Raw genomic sequence first — 15,115 nt, 5'->3', positions numbered from 1 at the left:
ATGTTTCTGACAATCGATCTCAACAAGTATCTTCCGTCGGACGAGGCAGTCAGGTTCAAGGCCCGTGAATTGATCAAGCACTATCATGATCAAGGGATATGGGATGGTCTGATCGCTCAAGGCTGGACTCCGCCTCGCGCTGAAATACAGAAGCTTGCCGAAAAAATGCAGCATGAGGAATGGCTGGACCCGACGAGTTACGATCTTGCAAATGGTCTGGTGCAGGTGCTTTGCGAGGTCACTCAACCGACGACCAGCGATTTTCCTCGCGCATGCGAAATGCCGATCTCTTCGGGAGATAAAGGTGTGGGCGAGCTGTTCGTCAGTATCGGCTTTCGTGACGATCCGGGAAACTGGCTCGTCGCGGGATGGGACATGATGCAAGACTGCTGGACCGATGCCCGCTGCTACCTCGTCAAGGGGTGGCAACCGATGGCTTCGACTGGCGGGAGCGAGTGACATGCGCAAGCGGCAACTGAAAATCCCCTATGTCTCCTGGCGCGACGGGCGCCCGCGCTTCTCGCCGGGGCCGAAGATGCGTGACGCCGGCCATGCGCCGACGGATCTCCGCCATCCGGTTGACGGCCGCATCGACCCGGCCGAGCTGATGCCGGGCACCAGGAACGAGGGCGAATGGTTTTCGGCCGGCGAGGCGACGGACTGGTCGGCCGCGTTCGCCAAGCGGCTGGAGACCAAGCCGGCCGCGCAGAAGAGATCCGCGGGCCGGCCGCGCGCGGCCGCGCCGCGTGTGCGCTACTCTGTCCAGAAGCTGATTGACGACTGGCTCGCATCGCCGGCCGTCACCGAGGATCTGGCGGAGAAGACGCGCTATGACTATCGCGCGAAATCCCGCGTCATCGAGCAGGCCGCGCCCGACATATGGGGCGCAGATGTCGACGCGCTCGACCAGACCATTCTCTATGGTCTCTATGAGGACCTGCGCATGCAGCGCGGCCTGTCGACGGCGAACGGCGTGGTGCGCGTGATGTCGGCCGCGATCTCCTGGGGCCTGCGTCGCGGCAAGTTCCGCCTTCTGAAAGCCAATCCGGCAATGCGTCTCGGCATGAAGACCCCCGCGCCGCGCGTGCGCTTTGCCACGCGAACCGAGCTGCAAACGCAGATCGACGTTGCCGATGCGGTCGGCCGGCCGGAGATGGGCGACAGCTTCGTGCTCGCCGTCTGGTCCGGACAGCGCCAGGGCGACCGGCTGGAGCTGACGATGCGCGGAAAGATCCGCGACCGGATCGTGCTTCGGCAGCAGAAGACCGGAGCTATCGTGCAACTGCCGGCATCGCCGGAGCTGACGCGCCGGCTCGATGGCGCGGCCGCGCGTCGCCGCGCTGCCGGCATCGTCGACACGCATGTGCTTCTGTTCGAAAAGACTTGGGAGCCGTTCAAGCCGGATCACTACCGCAAGATCTACTCCGAGATCCGACGCATCGGCGTGCATGGCTTATGGCGCGAGACGACAGGCGAGGGCGGATCGCGCCTTCTGTGCCCGTCGAACGAGCGCTTCAAGCATCTGCCGGTCGACAATGGCCGAATCGAAGGCCCGCCCGTCGTTGCCCCATGTCCGTCGCTGGCCAGCTTTTGGGAGATGGACTTCCGCGATACGGCCGTGACCTGGCTTGCGCTCGCCGGTGCGACGATCCCGGAGATCGCCGCCGTCACCGGTCACTCTCACGAAAGCTGCACGCAGATCCTCAAGCACTACCTCGCGCAGCATCCCGAAATGGCGTCATCGGCCATCGCGAAAATGATCGCCTGGTACGACGCGGACGGGGAAACGGAGATTGGTCTGTGAGGAACGTTTTCGGAACCTGTGTGACGTGTGACGGCAAGCGAAAGTCACAAATAGTCACATGTTCCGATTTCGTTCATGGTCGCCACTTTCACAGAATAACTGAATTGCTGAATTTTTTCAGTTGCTTGAAAGTGGTGAGCCGACAGGGGCTCGAACCCTGGACCTACTGATTAAAAGTCAGTTGCTCTACCAACTGAGCTATCGGCTCACTCTGCGCGATTGTCTATCCGGTCGCGCCACGCGTCGCAATACCGGATTGGGCTTTTGGACCGCTTTTCCAGAGTTGGGGGCCGCAAGCCTGTGTCGCGGCGCGGATGACATGCGTCAGCCAAGGCTGACGCAGCGCCCCCGCCATTTACGCTTTGTGGACAACTCTGTGGTGGTATAGGATTCCAGGTGGCGATGGATGACGTTGCGTCACGCGTTCGCGCGGCCGCGCAAGTAACTGAAAACGATCATTCGTTTCCAGGGCCACGATGCAGCCGGCGAATGTCGCGGTTGCAACAATGGGTGGAATGATGCCGGACAGCTCGACGGACGAACCAGACCGTGACGGCGACCCGATGGGCGGAGCTGCCGGATTCGAGTTTCTCAAGGGGCACATCGCCGCGACGATGGCGCTGATTCACGGCCTCATCGCCCAGAACGCGCTCGACCGTCATGCGCTGGATGCCTTTTTCACCAACTACCTCTCCGAACTTCCCCATACGCGCGAGACGCTTGCGTTGCGGCTGGTGATCGACCAGTGGCGACAGGGCCTGCGGGACGGGCAGGACGAGCATCAGCTTCGCCGGCATTTCCTCGAAGTCATTTCCGGCGGCCGGCAGGGCGAATAGCTCTGGATTTGCAGGTCTGCCGCGACGATGGCCCGCGCGCTCTGTCGCCGGGACGGTGTCTCCACGCGTGCGTTCACCTTCGGGAAAGGGCTTGGAAAAACGAGTCTTTTCAGTCTAACCTAGCGGCGACCGCACAAGCGCGGTCGTGCGGGGGGCGGTTTTTCGTGCCCAGCAACGGGTTTCGAGACGAACGCAGTGCGCGAGGCATTTCGTCCGCAGGGTCCGGTCGGAAGGTCGCAAGATCTTCGGTCGCCTGCGTGGCCATCGCCGGCCGTGATCGTCCCGGACAATCGACCCGTCGTTCCCCCGGCCGATCTGCTCGGCCGGCGGCATTCGGGTCGCAACAGTCAATCTGCAGCCAATAAACGGGAGGCATTGCAGTGAACATTCTCAAGACGACGGCGCTCGGTGTTGCGCTGGCCGGAGGTCTCGCCTTTACCGGCGCGGCCCAGGCCGAAACCTTCATCACAATCGGTACTGGCGGTCAGACCGGCGTGTACTATCAGGTCGGCGGCGCCATCTGCCGGCTGGTGAACCGCGGGTCGGCGGAGCACGACATCAAGTGCACGCATACCACCGGCGGATCCGTCGCCAACATCAACGGCATCCGTGCCGGCGATCTCGACATGGGTGTCGCCCAGTCGGACTGGCAGTATCATGCCTACAACGGCACGGCGCCGGACACGTTCCCTGACGGCAAGTTCGAAGAGCTGCGCGCGGTGTTTTCCGTGCATCCGGAGCCGTTTACGGTGGTTGCGCGCGCCGATTCCGGCATCGAGACCTTCGATGACCTGAAGGGCAAGCGCGTCAACCTCGGAAATCCCGGCTCCGGCGCCCGCGCGACCTTCGAGGTCGTGATGGACAAGATGGGCTGGTCCGTCGACGACTTCGCGCTCGCTGCGGAGCTGAAGTCCGCCGAGCAGGCCGCAGCTCTTTGCGACAACAAGATCGATGCGATCGTCTTCACCGTCGGCCATCCGGCCGGCACCATCAAGGAAGCCACGACGTCGTGCGAATCCAAGCTGATCACCGTCGACAACGACGTGATCCGCAAGCTGGTCGACGACAACGCCTTCTATGCGATGGCGACGATCCCGGGCGGCATGTACACCGGCACGGACGAAGACACGACGACCTTCGGTGTCGGCGCCACCTTCGTTTCCTCGACCAAGACCTCGCCCGAGGTGATCTACGAGGTGACCAAGGCGGTGTTCGAGAACTTCGACCGCTTCAAGAAGATGCACCCCGCCTTCGCCAACCTGAAGGAAGCCGACATGATCAAGAACAACCTGTCGGCCCCGCTTCATGAAGGCGCGGTGAAATACTACAAGGAACGCGGCTGGATGTAATCCGGACGCAGCCGGCGCGGGAGGGGACCCTTTCCGCGCCGGTTGAGTTTCCGGGTGCCTGACGCTCAAGCGTCGGGCACCCGACGACTGCCCGGCGACGCAGGGGCAGTGACCTGTGACGACGCGCAACTGGGGGGCAGCGCAATGACCGACGAACCTGCAAAGGGCCAGTACAGCTCGTCGGAGCTGGACGATCTGGTCGCTTCCGTCGACACGGGCGGACGCAATCCGTCGAATTACAATGTTGCGCTGCTGATTTCCGGCCTGGCGCTTGCCTGGTCGCTGTTCCAGATCTGGATCGCCTCGCCCTTGCCCTATGTCTTTGGCGTCGGCGTGTTTTCGGGCCGCGAAGCCCGGCCGATCCATCTGGCTTTCGCGCTGTTTCTCGCGTTTCTCGTGTTTCCGGCGTTCCGCACGTCGCCGCGTCGCTATGTGCCGCTGTACGACTGGCTGCTGGCAATCGGTGCCTCGTCCTGCGCGCTCTATCTCTTCGTGTTCGACACCGAGCTGGTGCAGAACATCTTCGGCTCGCGCCTCGCGGATCGCCCGAACAACCCCAACACCACGGATGTGGTCGTGGCGGTGCTGGGCGTGATCTTCCTGCTTGAGGCGACGCGCCGTTCGCTCGGGCCGCCGCTGATGATCGTGGCGATGGTCTTCCTCGGCTACACCTTCCTCGGGCCCTATGCGCCGGGGCTGCTGGCCTGGAAGGGCGCGAGCTTCAACGCGGTTGCCTATCACCAGTGGCTGTCGACGGAGGGCGTGTTCGGTATCGCGCTTGGCGTGTCGACGGACCTTGTGTTCCTGTTCGTTCTGTTCGGCGCACTGCTCGACAAGGCGGGGGCCGGCAACTACTTCATCAAGGTGGCCTTTTCGCTGATGGGCCATTTCAGCGGCGGTCCGGCAAAGGCCGCTGTCGTCGCCTCCGGCATGACCGGGCTGATCTCCGGCTCGTCGATCGCCAATGTGGTGACCACGGGTACCTTCACCATTCCGATGATGCGCCGCGTCGGCTTTTCGCGGGAAAAGGCCGGCGCCGTCGAGGTGGCGTCCTCGGTCAACGGCCAGATCATGCCGCCGGTGATGGGCGCGGCCGCCTTCCTGATGGTCGAATATATCGGCATTTCCTATTTCGAGGTGGTCAAGCACGCCTTCCTGCCGGCGATCATCTCCTACATCGCGCTGGTCTACATCGTTCACCTTGAAGCACTGAAACAGGGTATGGAAGGTCTGCCGCGCGCCGGCGAGGTCAAGCCGCTGAAATGGGCGTTGCTGTCCTTCGGCATCACCATGGCCGTGCTGCTGGCCGCTGCCAGTGGCGTCTATTACCTGTTCCTCGCCTTCCAGGCGCTTGGAACCGCCGAAATGCGCCTGCTGGCGATTGTCATCGTGCTGGCGATCCTGTTTGCCTTCGTCAAGCTGGTCCAGGCGCGCACGGACGCCGACACCCGTGGCCGCATCCTGTCGACGGGTGCGTTGGTGATCGGCGGGTCCGCGGTCGCAGCCTTCGGCCTGTTCTATTTCATGGACGTGCTGCAGGCGTTGGCGGGCGAGGCGACCCTTTGGGTGGTCTCCGCGCTGATTGTTGCCGTCTATGTGGCGCTTGTTCGGTATTGCTCGGTCTTTCCCAAACTGGAAATGGACGATCCGAACGAGCCGGTGGTGCGCTTGCCGGAGCCGGGGCCGACGGTGAAATCCGGCCTGCATTTCCTGCTGCCGGTCTTCGTCCTGATCTGGTGCCTGATGGTCGAACGGCTGTCGCCGTCGCTCTCCGCCTTCTGGGCGACCGCGCTGATGATCTTCATCCTTCTCACGCAACGCCCGCTGTTCGCGATGTTCCGGGGGCAGGACCTTGGCGGAACGGTGGGGCAGGGCTTCTCCGAGCTGATCGACGGCATGATCGCCGGAGCCCGCAACATGATCGGGATCGGCATTGCCACCGCCGCGGCCGGCATCATCGTCGGGGCGGTGTCGCAGACCGGCGTCGGCGCCGTGCTTGCCGCGCTGGTGGAGTTCCTGAGCCAGGGGCAGATCCTGCTGATCCTGCTGTTCACCGCGATTCTCAGCCTGATCCTGGGCATGGGCCTGCCGACGACGGCCAATTACATCGTGGTGTCGTCGCTGCTTGCCCCGGTAATCGTCGCGCTCGGCCAGCAGAACGGGCTGATCGTGCCGTTGATCGCGGTGCATCTCTTCGTGTTCTACTTCGGCATCATGGCGGATGTGACGCCACCAGTGGGGCTTGCCTCCTTCGCGGCGGCGGCCGTGTCGGGCGGCGATCCGATCCGCACCGGTTTCGTGGCCTTCTTCTACTCGTTGCGCACCGCGCTGCTGCCGTTCCTGTTCATCTTCAACACCGATCTGCTGCTGATCGACGTCACCTTCATGGAAGGGGTGATCGTCTTCATCGTGGCAACCGCCGCGATTCTCGTCTTCACCGCGGGCGCGCAGGGCGTGTTCCTGGTGCGGTCGCGGCTGTGGGAATCGGCGACGCTGATCCTCATCGCCTTCACCCTGTTCCGGCCCGGCTTCTGGATGGACATGGTCTATCCGCCCTTCAACACGGTCGATCCGGTGGAGATCGAGCAGGTGATCGGCGATGCCGCGCCGGGGTCGGAGTTGCGCGCGACGGTGGACGCCTTCGACGATGTCGGCGATCCCATTACGCTGACGATGATGATCCCGGTCGGCGACGAGCCGACCGGCGCGGAGCGGCTCGAGGCCTTCGGTCTGGAAATCCTTGTCCAGGACGACAAGCTCATCGTCGACAATGCCGTCTATGATTCGCCCGCCCAGGCGGCCGGGTTCGATTTCGACCAGACCATCAAGACGCTGGCGGTTGCCAGTGCCCAACCGCCGCGCGAGCTGTTCTATGTGCCCGCGCTGGCGTTCCTGGGGCTGATCTACATGTTGCAGCGACGCCGGCGGAAAACGGCGAAGGACGCACGCTTGGCAGCAAAGGGGGAACCGGCATGAGCGCCCTGTTCAAACACGTCCTGGCCTGTGTCGATCTGGGGGACGTCGCGTCTTCGAAACAGGTCGTGCTGGCCGCTCAGGAGATCATGTCGCCGGAAAGCGTGCTGCATATCTTCACCGCGGTTCCCGATTTCGGGCGCTCCATCGTCGGGTCGTTCTTTCCCGACGATTTCGAGACGACGGCGATCGACAAGACGCGGGAAGAATTGCACGGATTTATCGATGCGCAGGTCCCGAAGGGCATCCGCGTTCAGGCGGTGATCGGCCACGGCAACATCTATGAGGAAATCCTCGAGGCCGCCGACAAGGTCGAGGCGGATCTGATCGTGATCGGGTCGCATCGCCCGGAGTTGAAGGACTACCTTCTCGGTCCCAATGCCGCGCGGGTTGTCCGGCATGCGCCGATTTCCGTGCTGGTGGTGCGAAAGACCTGATTTCCCGGATGCCGCTTGCCCGTCGAACCCGGCCAAGGCCCATCGACGGGCGTCGGGATCGCACGGTTGGCGAGACTAGCCGTCCCGGGAAAACGCGTGCGCGGCAAAGACGCCGCGCAAGCTCCCCTCGATCAGCCAGGCGAGACCCGCGCGTGCCCCGATGGCGATCGAGATCATTACCACGGGTGCGGATATCGACAGCGTCGAGGCGGCGGTGATCCCCTGGCCGATGGTGCAGCCGAAGGCCATCACGCCACCGGTTCCCATCAGGAACGCTCCGACAATGTGACGGCGCAACTCGCGCACGTCGTCGCAGGCCTCCCAGCGGAACTCGCGCTTGAACAGCGCACCGGCCAATGCTCCGGCGACGACGCCGATGACGCTGCCGATACCGAAAGTCACCGTGGCCCCGCTGAAGGTCATCAGATAGATCAGCGTGTCGCCGAGCGGACGCACGAAGGTGAAGGATTCAAGCCGCTGCGGGGCAAAGGGATCGCTGCCGGCGAGGCCGGTGGCAAGCCATCCGCCGACAATCGCCAGTCCGACCGCGATACCGCTGAGGACAAGGCGGGTTTCAGCCCGGAATTTCGCATCCTTCAGCGCCCAATAGGCGAGGCCGGCAGCGATCAGCAGGCCGATGGAAGGGCCGCTCTGGAGGCCGGTCAGCGTGTCGAAGATGCCATCGAGCGCCATGCCGCCAGTGGCCTCGAAGGACAGGATCCAGGGATCAATCAATGCCTGACGCACCACGCCGGTCAGTCCGCGCATGGCCATATAGGCGGAAACGCCCATGACCAGGAAGGTAACGACGGCACGCAGGTCGCCGCCGCCGATGCGGGCAAGGGTCCCGTAGCCGCAGGTGCCGACCAGCGCCATGCCGCCGCCGAACATCAGCCCGCCCAGAACCGCGCCGAGCCAGGGAAAGCCGTTGCTGAGATAAATCGAATGGTGGAAGTCCAGAAATCCGGCAAAGGCGAGGGACTGCGACAGCGCTGTTGCGACCGCTATGGCAAGCGCCCAACTGCGAAGGCGACGCCGGTCGGCGCCCAGAAACGCGTCTTCTAGCGCGCCCATGGTGCAGAACCGGCCAACGCGCGCGGCCAGGCCGAGCACCACGCCGCCGGCGAAGCCGTAAAGGGCCACCGTTTGTGCTGTGCCAACGTCCATTGCTCGCGCCTCCCGATCGCGTCGTCAACGGATGTGCCGCGCGCCCTCTTTTCGGGGATTGCGCAGGGTGTCCTGCCAAGTGTCAGTCCCGGCAGAAGACATCATAGACGGATTCAATGATCTTCCGGGCGTCTTCGTTTGCCAAGCTGTAAAATACCGTCTTGCCCTCCCGCCGGGTTGAGACGAGCTTGTCCATGCGCAGCCGCGCCAGTTGCTGGGACACGGTCGGCTGGCGCAGGGACAGGAGCTCTTCCAGCTCGGTGACGGACTTCTCGCCCTCCGCGAGGATGCAAAGGATCAGCAGCCGGCTTTCATGCGCGATTGCCTTGAGGAAATCGCTCGCCGTTTTCGCCCGGTCGATGATCTTCTCGAGGTCGGAGGAACACTCGAGATCCTGAGTGCTGGGAAGAGACACTGCGTAATCCTCATAATTCATCTGGCTTGCCGGCGTGGCAAAACATCCCCGGCAAAGGTCGCGAAACCGGGCTCGTCAGCCTGTTGCCGGATCGCCGCTTTCTTTCGCGGATCAGCATATACTTCGAACCGGCCTCGCTGGGAAGGTTAGGGCGGACATTACCCCGGCGCGGGCCTTTGCGTTTGCGCCGCCGCCGCGTCGGCTGCGGCTTGTCTGTATTTCTCGACCATCTGGGCAAGCAGTCCCCAGAAAAAGTCTTCTCCCGGGTACCCGCGGATCCTCCCGTATTCGCGTCCCTCATGGATGAGCGCGAAGCTCGGGGTGAACACTTCCGGGCGCAGCCAGCGCAGGTCTTCGGGCATTTTTTCGTGAATGTCGACCCGGCGCAGGGGCGCCAGCCGGCCTTCTTCGGTCTTGGGATAGATCGGACCGATTTCCGCGTTCCAGCGCTCGCACCATTCGCAGCCGCGCTGCTCGAACATGATGAGTTCAGCCGCCGTCACGGGCAGAGGGCGCGCCATGACGGTAGCCGCCAGCAGGACGAGGGCGGCAAGGGCAAGGGTGGGCGAATGCCTTGTCAAAAGTCTGGTCATTGAGCGTGCGATGTCCGCTTGCGGGCGCTTCATCCGAGCAGGGAATTTTCAGTGTAGCGCAAATCAGGCTGGATCATATGCAAAAACAGGAATACGAAACTGAGGCGTGTCGTCACATTGTCGTGTGATGAGGGGGGCGGCACGGTGCAGAAATCGCCAGAGACGATATGCTGCGGCGTCTTCCGAATTCGAGCCGCATGGGCGCATGCGGCTTGTTCCGTACCCCGTGGATGGGGTCATCCTCACTGCGAACGGATCCGCTTCATGTTTCAAGAAGTCACTCTCATCGGCTCGTTTTTCGCCGGCCTCCTGTCCTTCGTCTCGCCTTGCGTGTTGCCGCTTGTCCCGCCGTACCTGGGCTTCCTTGCCGGCGTTTCGCTGGACGAGCTCACGGGCGAGGGCGTGGACCGCGCCGACCCCCGCCGCGTCTTCTTCGCCTCGCTTGCCTTCGTCCTCGGCTTCTCCACCGTGTTTGTCGCCCTGGGGGCGAGTGCCTCTTTCGTCGGGCAGTTCGTCACTCAGCACATCCAGATCTTCGGATACATCGCCGGCGCGGCCATCATCGTGATGGGACTGCATTTCCTCGGTGTGTTCCGCATTGGCCTGCTCTACCGCGAGGCGCGGGTGCATGTGGAGCGCAAGCCCGCCGGTCTGATCGGCGCCTATGTCATCGGCCTGGCCTTCGCCTTCGGCTGGACGCCCTGCGTCGGACCGATCCTGGCTGCGATCCTCTTCGTCGCCGGAAGCGAGGAGTCGGTGCTGCAAGGGGCAACGCTGCTTGGCGCCTACTCGTTGGGAATCGGTGTGCCGTTCCTGGTCGCCGGGATGTTCGCCGGGCCGTTCATGCGGTTCATGTCGCGGTTCCGCAAACACATGGTCACCGTCGAGCGGATCATGGGTGTGGTGCTGATCCTGACCGGCATCGCCTTCATGACAGGCCAGATGGCGGCGCTGTCGTTCTGGCTGCTCGAGACCTTCCCGACACTTGGCACAATCGGCTGATATTGAAGCGCTTCTTCGCGCCTGCGCGATGCGGCCGAGAGACCCGTCGCCCGTGCGCCGCCGAAAGGGACCGCGCGGCGACCGGCGGGCCGGACCTGCATCAGACGATAGATGTATTCTGATAATCGAATATGTGAATTGATCCGGGCAAAGCTTGCTGCTACGTTTCGGAATGCGTCGTGGATTAGCGGCCGATCAAAAAAATCAAAGGCCGGGTTCGCCGGCAGAGGGAAGGAAAAACGCCCATGAGTGTCATTCGCCCAGGCATGGCGGCCGCCTGTGTGCTGCTGCTCGGAGTTGCCACGGCCTCCGCCAGTGATATCGCCTCCTTTGAGGTCGTGGACGGAAAAATCCCCCAGCCCCTGACGGACGTCGCCGGTGATCCGGTTGCCGGCCGGCAGGCCGTTGTCGACCGCAAGCTCGGCAATTGTCTTGCCTGCCACACCGCATCGGATCTCTCGAGCGAGCCGTTTCACGGCGAGGTCGGCCCCCCGCTCGACGGCGTGGCCGATCGCTGGGACGAGGCCTCGCTTCGGATGATCGTCGTCAATGCCAAGATGGTCTACGACGGGACGATCATGCCGGCCTTTCACCGCGTGGACGGGTTGAACCTCGTGATGGACAGTTTCGCCGACAAGCCGATTCTCACCGCGCAGCAGGTTGAAGACGTCGTCGCCTATCTCAAGACCCTTTCGCAATAAGCGCCGCAGGGCGCATGCGTCCGCCATGTGCCGTGGCGGGCCCGATCAGAATGAGGATGCAGACAATGACCATCACACGACGCCAGGTGTTTGCCCTGGGAGCCGGGGTTGCGGCCGTCGCCATCACCGGCCTGCCGCGGGTGGCTCTGGCCGAGGAAGACAAGGTCCAGGCCGCAATCGACGCCTTTTCGGGCGGCGCGACGCCGGAAACCGCCAATGTCACGCTGACCGCGCCCGAGATTGCCGAGAACGGCAACACGGTGCCGATCAGCTTCGCCGTCGACAGCCCGATGAGCGACGACGATCACGTGACCGATGTCACGCTGCTGGCCGCCGGCAATCCGTCGCCGGGCGTTGCCACCTTCCATTTCACGCCGATGTCCGGCGCGGCGGAAGCGACGACGCGCATGCGTCTTGCCAAGACGCAGGACGTGATCGCTCTCGCCAAGACCTCGACCGGAAAGGTCTACATCGATCGCAAGACCGTGAAGGTCACCATCGGCGGCTGCGGCGGCTGATCCGCTCACCACGCCCCTTAGTCAGTTTCAGTTAGCCAGGAGAGCCAGATGGCCAAGTCGAAACCCCGGGTCAAGGTGCCCAAGACGGCGTCCAAGGACGAAGTCATCACGATCAAGACGCTGATTTCGCACAAGATGGAATCAGGTCAGCGCAAGGACAAGGACGGCAATCCGATCCCGCGTCAGATCATCAACAAGTTCACGTGCGATTTCAACGGCAAGACCGTGTTTTCATGCGATCTCGAGCCGGCGATTTCCGCCAATCCCTATCTTGAGTTCAGCGCCAAGGTTCCGGAATCCGGCACGTTCAAGTTCACCTGGGTGGATGATGACGGGTCGGAATACTCGTCGGAATCCAAGATCGCGGTCGAGTAAGCGCGATTTGGCTGGCGGCCGCGGTGCCGCCAGTCCTGGGTCTGGAAGAAAACAAAGATAACAAGACGAACCGAAGGGTTCGCGCTGGAGGGAAAGCCATCATGAGGAATCTCCCGGGTATTTTCGTCGCCGGCGCTGCCGCAACCGCCATTCTGGCGACGAGCGGTGTGTTGGCCGACCAATCCAACCTGCCAAGCATCGACGGTGTCGAGTTGAAGACACGCGCCGAAGCGCCGAAAGACCATCCGCTTACCGAAATCATTTCGGGGTTCGAGTTCCGTACCAAGGAAACCCAGGCGCTTGAGCTCGACGATTTTACCAATCCAGGGTTCCTGATGGTGGAAAACGGCGAGGCGGCCTGGTCGACCGTTGAAGGCTCCGCCGGAAAGTCCTGCGAGAGCTGTCATGGCGACGCGTCGGACAGCATGAAGGGCGTGCGCGCCAACATGCCGAAGTGGAACGCGGCCGCCGGACGTCCCTTCACGCTCGAGAACCAGATCAACGAGTGCCGGACGGAACGCATGGGCGCCGACGCCTGGAAATGGGAGTCCGACGACATGCTGTCGATGACGGCCTACGTCGGTCTGCAGTCGCGCGGCATGCCGGTCGCGGTGGACCTTGAAGCCGGCGACATGATGAGCTGGTGGGAGAAGGGCAAGGATTTTTATTACACGCGCTTCGGCCAGCTCGATCTGGCTTGCGCGAACTGTCACGAAGACAACTACGGCAATTACATCCGCGCCGACCGCCTCAGCCAGGGCCAGTCGAACGGATTTCCGACCTATCGTCTGAAGTGGCAGAAGATGGGCTCGCTGCATCGCCGCTTCAAGGGCTGCATGGACAATATCCGGGCGAAGGCTTTCAAGCGCGGATCGGACGAGTTCGTGGCGCTTGAAACCTATCTCGCCTGGCGCGGGCAGGGGTTGTCGGTGGAAACGCCGGCGGTGCGCAACTGACGCGCATGACGTGATTCCGACGTCGGCGGCGGCGTCTGACCGGATCTCCGGTCTTCGCTTCTCGCCGCCGCCGTCGACCGACCGGACGCAGGATCCGCGCTCGCAAGAGGTGGCATCGCCCGGGTCGGCGGGGATCCTTCGGGATCTATAGAACGATGTGTCGGAGCTGGTTCGCCGGCGGGGCTTTCGCCGGAACGGCGGAGCTGTGTCCGTTGGAATATGCCTTGAAAAGGTGGAATGCAGGATGATTTCCAGACGTGAATTCCTGATGGCGGCGGTGGCGACGTCGGCGATTGTCGGTGGCTCGGGGTTCGGCAAATGGAGCCGGCTCGCGGCACAGCAGGCGCTGCGCGAGGATGATATTCTCGGCTTCCAGCCGCTCGGCAATGTCACTTTGGTGCATCTCACCGACATTCACGCACAGCTCATGCCGGTCTACTTCCGCGAGCCGTCGATCAACCTCGGCGTCGGCGAGGTCAAGGGCCTGCCGCCGCATGTGAGCGGTGCCGACTTCCTCAAGCTCTATGACATCCAGCCGGGATCGCCGGAGGCCTATGCGCTGACGTCGCAGGATTTCGACGCGCTGTCGCAGACCTATGGCCGCATGGGCGGCATTGACCGCATCGCCACCGTCTTGAAGTCGATCCGCGCGGACCGCGACGCCAACACGCTGTTCCTTGACGGTGGCGACACCTGGCAGGGCAGCTACACCTCGCTGAAGACCGGCGGCGCCGACATGATCGAGGTGATGAACGCGTTGCGCCCGGACGCGATGACCGGCCACTGGGAATTCACCTATGGCAGCGACCGCGTCGAGGAAATCGTCGCCGAACTGCCCTTCGCCTTTCTGGGCGGCAACATTCGCGACACCGAGTGGGACGAGCCTGTCTTCAAGGCCTACAAGCTGTTCGAGCGCGGTGGCGTCAAGATCGGCGTCGTCGGCCAGGCGTTTCCCTATACGCCGGTCGCCAATCCGCGCTGGATGTTCCCGAACTGGTCGTTCGGCATCCGCGAGGAGGAGGTGCAGGCGAATGTGGAGGCGGCGCGCGCCGACGGGGCCGAGGTCATCGTCATGCTGTCGCACAACGGCTTCGACGTCGACCGCAAGCTGGCGAGCCGGGTCTCGGGCATTGATGTCATTCTCACCGGCCACACCCATGATGCGCTGCCGGAGCCGGTCAAGGTCGGCAAGACGCTGCTGATCGCCTCCGGATCGAACGGCAAGTTCCTGTCGCGCCTCGATCTGGACGTGCGCGACGGCGAGGTGAAGGACTACCGCTACAAGCTGATCCCGATCTTCTCCGACGTGATCACGCCGGATGCCGAGACCGCGGCGCTGGTTGAAAAGGTGCGTGCGCCCTATGCCGACGAGCTTGCTCGCGAGCTCGCCACGACGGAGTCGCTGCTCTATCGCCGCGGCAACTTCAACGGAACCTTCGACGACCTGATCTGCGATGCGCTGATCGACCAGCGCGACGCCGAGATCGCGATGTCGCCCGGCTTCCGCTGGGGCACCACCGTGCCGTCCGGCCAGGAGATCACCGTTGAGGACCTGCACAATGCCACCTCGATGACCTATCCGCAGGCCTATCGCTCCGAAATGAGCGGGGCGCTGATCAAGGAGATCCTCGAGGACGTTGCCGACAACCTGTTCAACGCCGACCCCTATTACCAGCAGGGCGGCGACATGGTGCGTGTCGGCGGCATGGCCTACACCATTGATCCGACCGCGGAAATCGGCAGCCGGATCTCGAACATGACCTTCCTCAAGGACGGCGAGCCGATCGACCCAGGCCGCAACTATGTCGTGGCCGGCTGGGCCAGCGTCAATGAAGGCACCGAAGGTCCGGCGATCTGGGATGTCGTGGAAGGGCACCTGAAGGAGCGCGGCACGGTCAAGCTTGAGGGAAACCGTGCGGTCAAGGTCGTGGGCATGTAACGGGTCCTGCGCGGACCCGACTGCGTCCGCAATGTTCATGTATCTGAATA

The 15,115-nt window shown here is 63.2% G+C and carries 15 protein-coding genes and 1 tRNA gene; 12 read left to right on the top strand and 4 right to left on the bottom strand.

Going from position 1 to position 15,115, the window contains the following annotated elements; genetic code table 11:
- Entirely contained in the window at positions 1-459 is a 459-nt protein-coding gene (locus LC092_RS05265) for a hypothetical protein (RefSeq protein WP_224805394.1), read from the top strand.
- A gap of 1 nt (position 460) precedes the next feature.
- Positions 461-1,804 carry a hypothetical protein gene (locus tag LC092_RS05260; protein WP_224805393.1) on the top strand — a complete coding sequence of 448 codons (1,344 nt, stop codon included), beginning with the start codon at positions 461-463 and terminating at the stop codon, positions 1,802-1,804.
- Between the two features lie 132 nt (positions 1,805-1,936).
- Here the strand turns inward: LC092_RS05260 and LC092_RS05255 are convergent.
- Positions 1,937-2,012 (bottom strand) — tRNA-Lys (locus tag LC092_RS05255).
- 307 nt (positions 2,013-2,319) lie between these two features.
- Between LC092_RS05255 and LC092_RS05250 the strand changes: the two genes are divergently transcribed.
- The 4 genes from LC092_RS05250 to LC092_RS05235 all read left to right on the top strand — a co-directional run bounded on the left by LC092_RS05250 (position 2,320) and on the right by LC092_RS05235 (position 7,399).
- Entirely contained in the window at positions 2,320-2,640 is a 321-nt protein-coding gene (locus tag LC092_RS05250; RefSeq protein WP_224805392.1) for a hypothetical protein, read from the top strand.
- 386 nt (positions 2,641-3,026) lie between these two features.
- Complete coding sequence (locus LC092_RS05245) at positions 3,027-3,989, top strand: TAXI family TRAP transporter solute-binding subunit (protein ID WP_412103531.1); 963 nt, start codon at positions 3,027-3,029, stop codon at positions 3,987-3,989.
- Positions 3,990-4,133: 144 nt separating this feature from the next.
- Positions 4,134-6,965: a TRAP transporter permease gene (locus LC092_RS05240; RefSeq protein ID WP_224805390.1), complete on the top strand. Its 2,832-nt coding sequence runs from the start codon at positions 4,134-4,136 to the stop codon at positions 6,963-6,965.
- The gene (locus LC092_RS05235) at positions 6,962-7,399 is read left to right on the top strand and encodes a universal stress protein (protein WP_224805389.1); all 438 of its coding nucleotides are present in this window, start codon (positions 6,962-6,964) and stop codon (positions 7,397-7,399) included. Before LC092_RS05240 ends, LC092_RS05235 begins: the two co-directional genes overlap by 4 nt.
- Before the next feature lie 75 nt (positions 7,400-7,474).
- Here LC092_RS05235 and LC092_RS05230 read toward each other — a convergent pair whose 3' ends face one another.
- The 3 genes from LC092_RS05230 to LC092_RS05220 form a co-directional block, all read right to left on the bottom strand.
- Positions 7,475-8,566 (bottom strand): YeeE/YedE family protein, encoded by a 1,092-nt coding sequence (locus LC092_RS05230; protein ID WP_224805388.1) that lies wholly within the window; start codon positions 8,564-8,566, stop codon positions 7,475-7,477.
- Positions 8,567-8,648: 82 nt separating this feature from the next.
- Positions 8,649-8,981, bottom strand: a complete 333-nt coding sequence (locus tag LC092_RS05225) for an ArsR/SmtB family transcription factor (protein ID WP_224805387.1) — start codon at positions 8,979-8,981, stop codon at positions 8,649-8,651.
- Between the two features lie 158 nt (positions 8,982-9,139).
- Positions 9,140-9,574 (bottom strand): hypothetical protein, encoded by a 435-nt coding sequence (locus LC092_RS05220; RefSeq protein WP_224805386.1) that lies wholly within the window; start codon positions 9,572-9,574, stop codon positions 9,140-9,142.
- A 264-nt stretch (positions 9,575-9,838) separates the two neighbouring features.
- Between LC092_RS05220 and LC092_RS05215 the strand changes: the two genes are divergently transcribed.
- The 6 genes from LC092_RS05215 (at position 9,839) to soxB (ending at position 15,065) form a co-directional block, all read left to right on the top strand.
- Positions 9,839-10,576 carry a cytochrome c biogenesis CcdA family protein gene (locus LC092_RS05215; protein ID WP_224805385.1) on the top strand — a complete coding sequence of 246 codons (738 nt, stop codon included), beginning with the start codon at positions 9,839-9,841 and terminating at the stop codon, positions 10,574-10,576.
- Between the two features lie 245 nt (positions 10,577-10,821).
- A complete protein-coding gene (gene soxX, locus LC092_RS05210; protein WP_224805384.1) occupies positions 10,822-11,277 on the top strand; it encodes a sulfur oxidation c-type cytochrome SoxX in 456 nt (151 codons plus the stop codon).
- 65 nt (positions 11,278-11,342) lie between these two features.
- Positions 11,343-11,795 carry a thiosulfate oxidation carrier protein SoxY gene (gene soxY / locus LC092_RS05205; protein WP_224805383.1) on the top strand — a complete coding sequence of 151 codons (453 nt, stop codon included), beginning with the start codon at positions 11,343-11,345 and terminating at the stop codon, positions 11,793-11,795.
- Positions 11,796-11,843: 48 nt separating this feature from the next.
- On the top strand, positions 11,844-12,170 hold the full coding sequence (soxZ, locus tag LC092_RS05200; RefSeq protein WP_224805382.1) for a thiosulfate oxidation carrier complex protein SoxZ: 327 nt from the start codon (positions 11,844-11,846) through the stop codon (positions 12,168-12,170).
- A gap of 101 nt (positions 12,171-12,271) precedes the next feature.
- Positions 12,272-13,126, top strand: a complete 855-nt coding sequence (gene soxA, locus LC092_RS05195) for a sulfur oxidation c-type cytochrome SoxA (RefSeq protein WP_224805381.1) — start codon at positions 12,272-12,274, stop codon at positions 13,124-13,126.
- 244 nt (positions 13,127-13,370) lie between these two features.
- A complete protein-coding gene (gene soxB / locus LC092_RS05190) occupies positions 13,371-15,065 on the top strand; it encodes a thiosulfohydrolase SoxB (RefSeq protein ID WP_224805380.1) in 1,695 nt (564 codons plus the stop codon).
- Positions 15,066-15,115: the final 50 nt, after the last annotated feature.

This window comes from Stappia stellulata, assembly GCF_020176715.1.
GTDB lineage: Bacteria > Pseudomonadota > Alphaproteobacteria > Rhizobiales > Stappiaceae > Stappia.
This window is presented reverse-complemented; position numbering and strand designations above follow the sequence as displayed.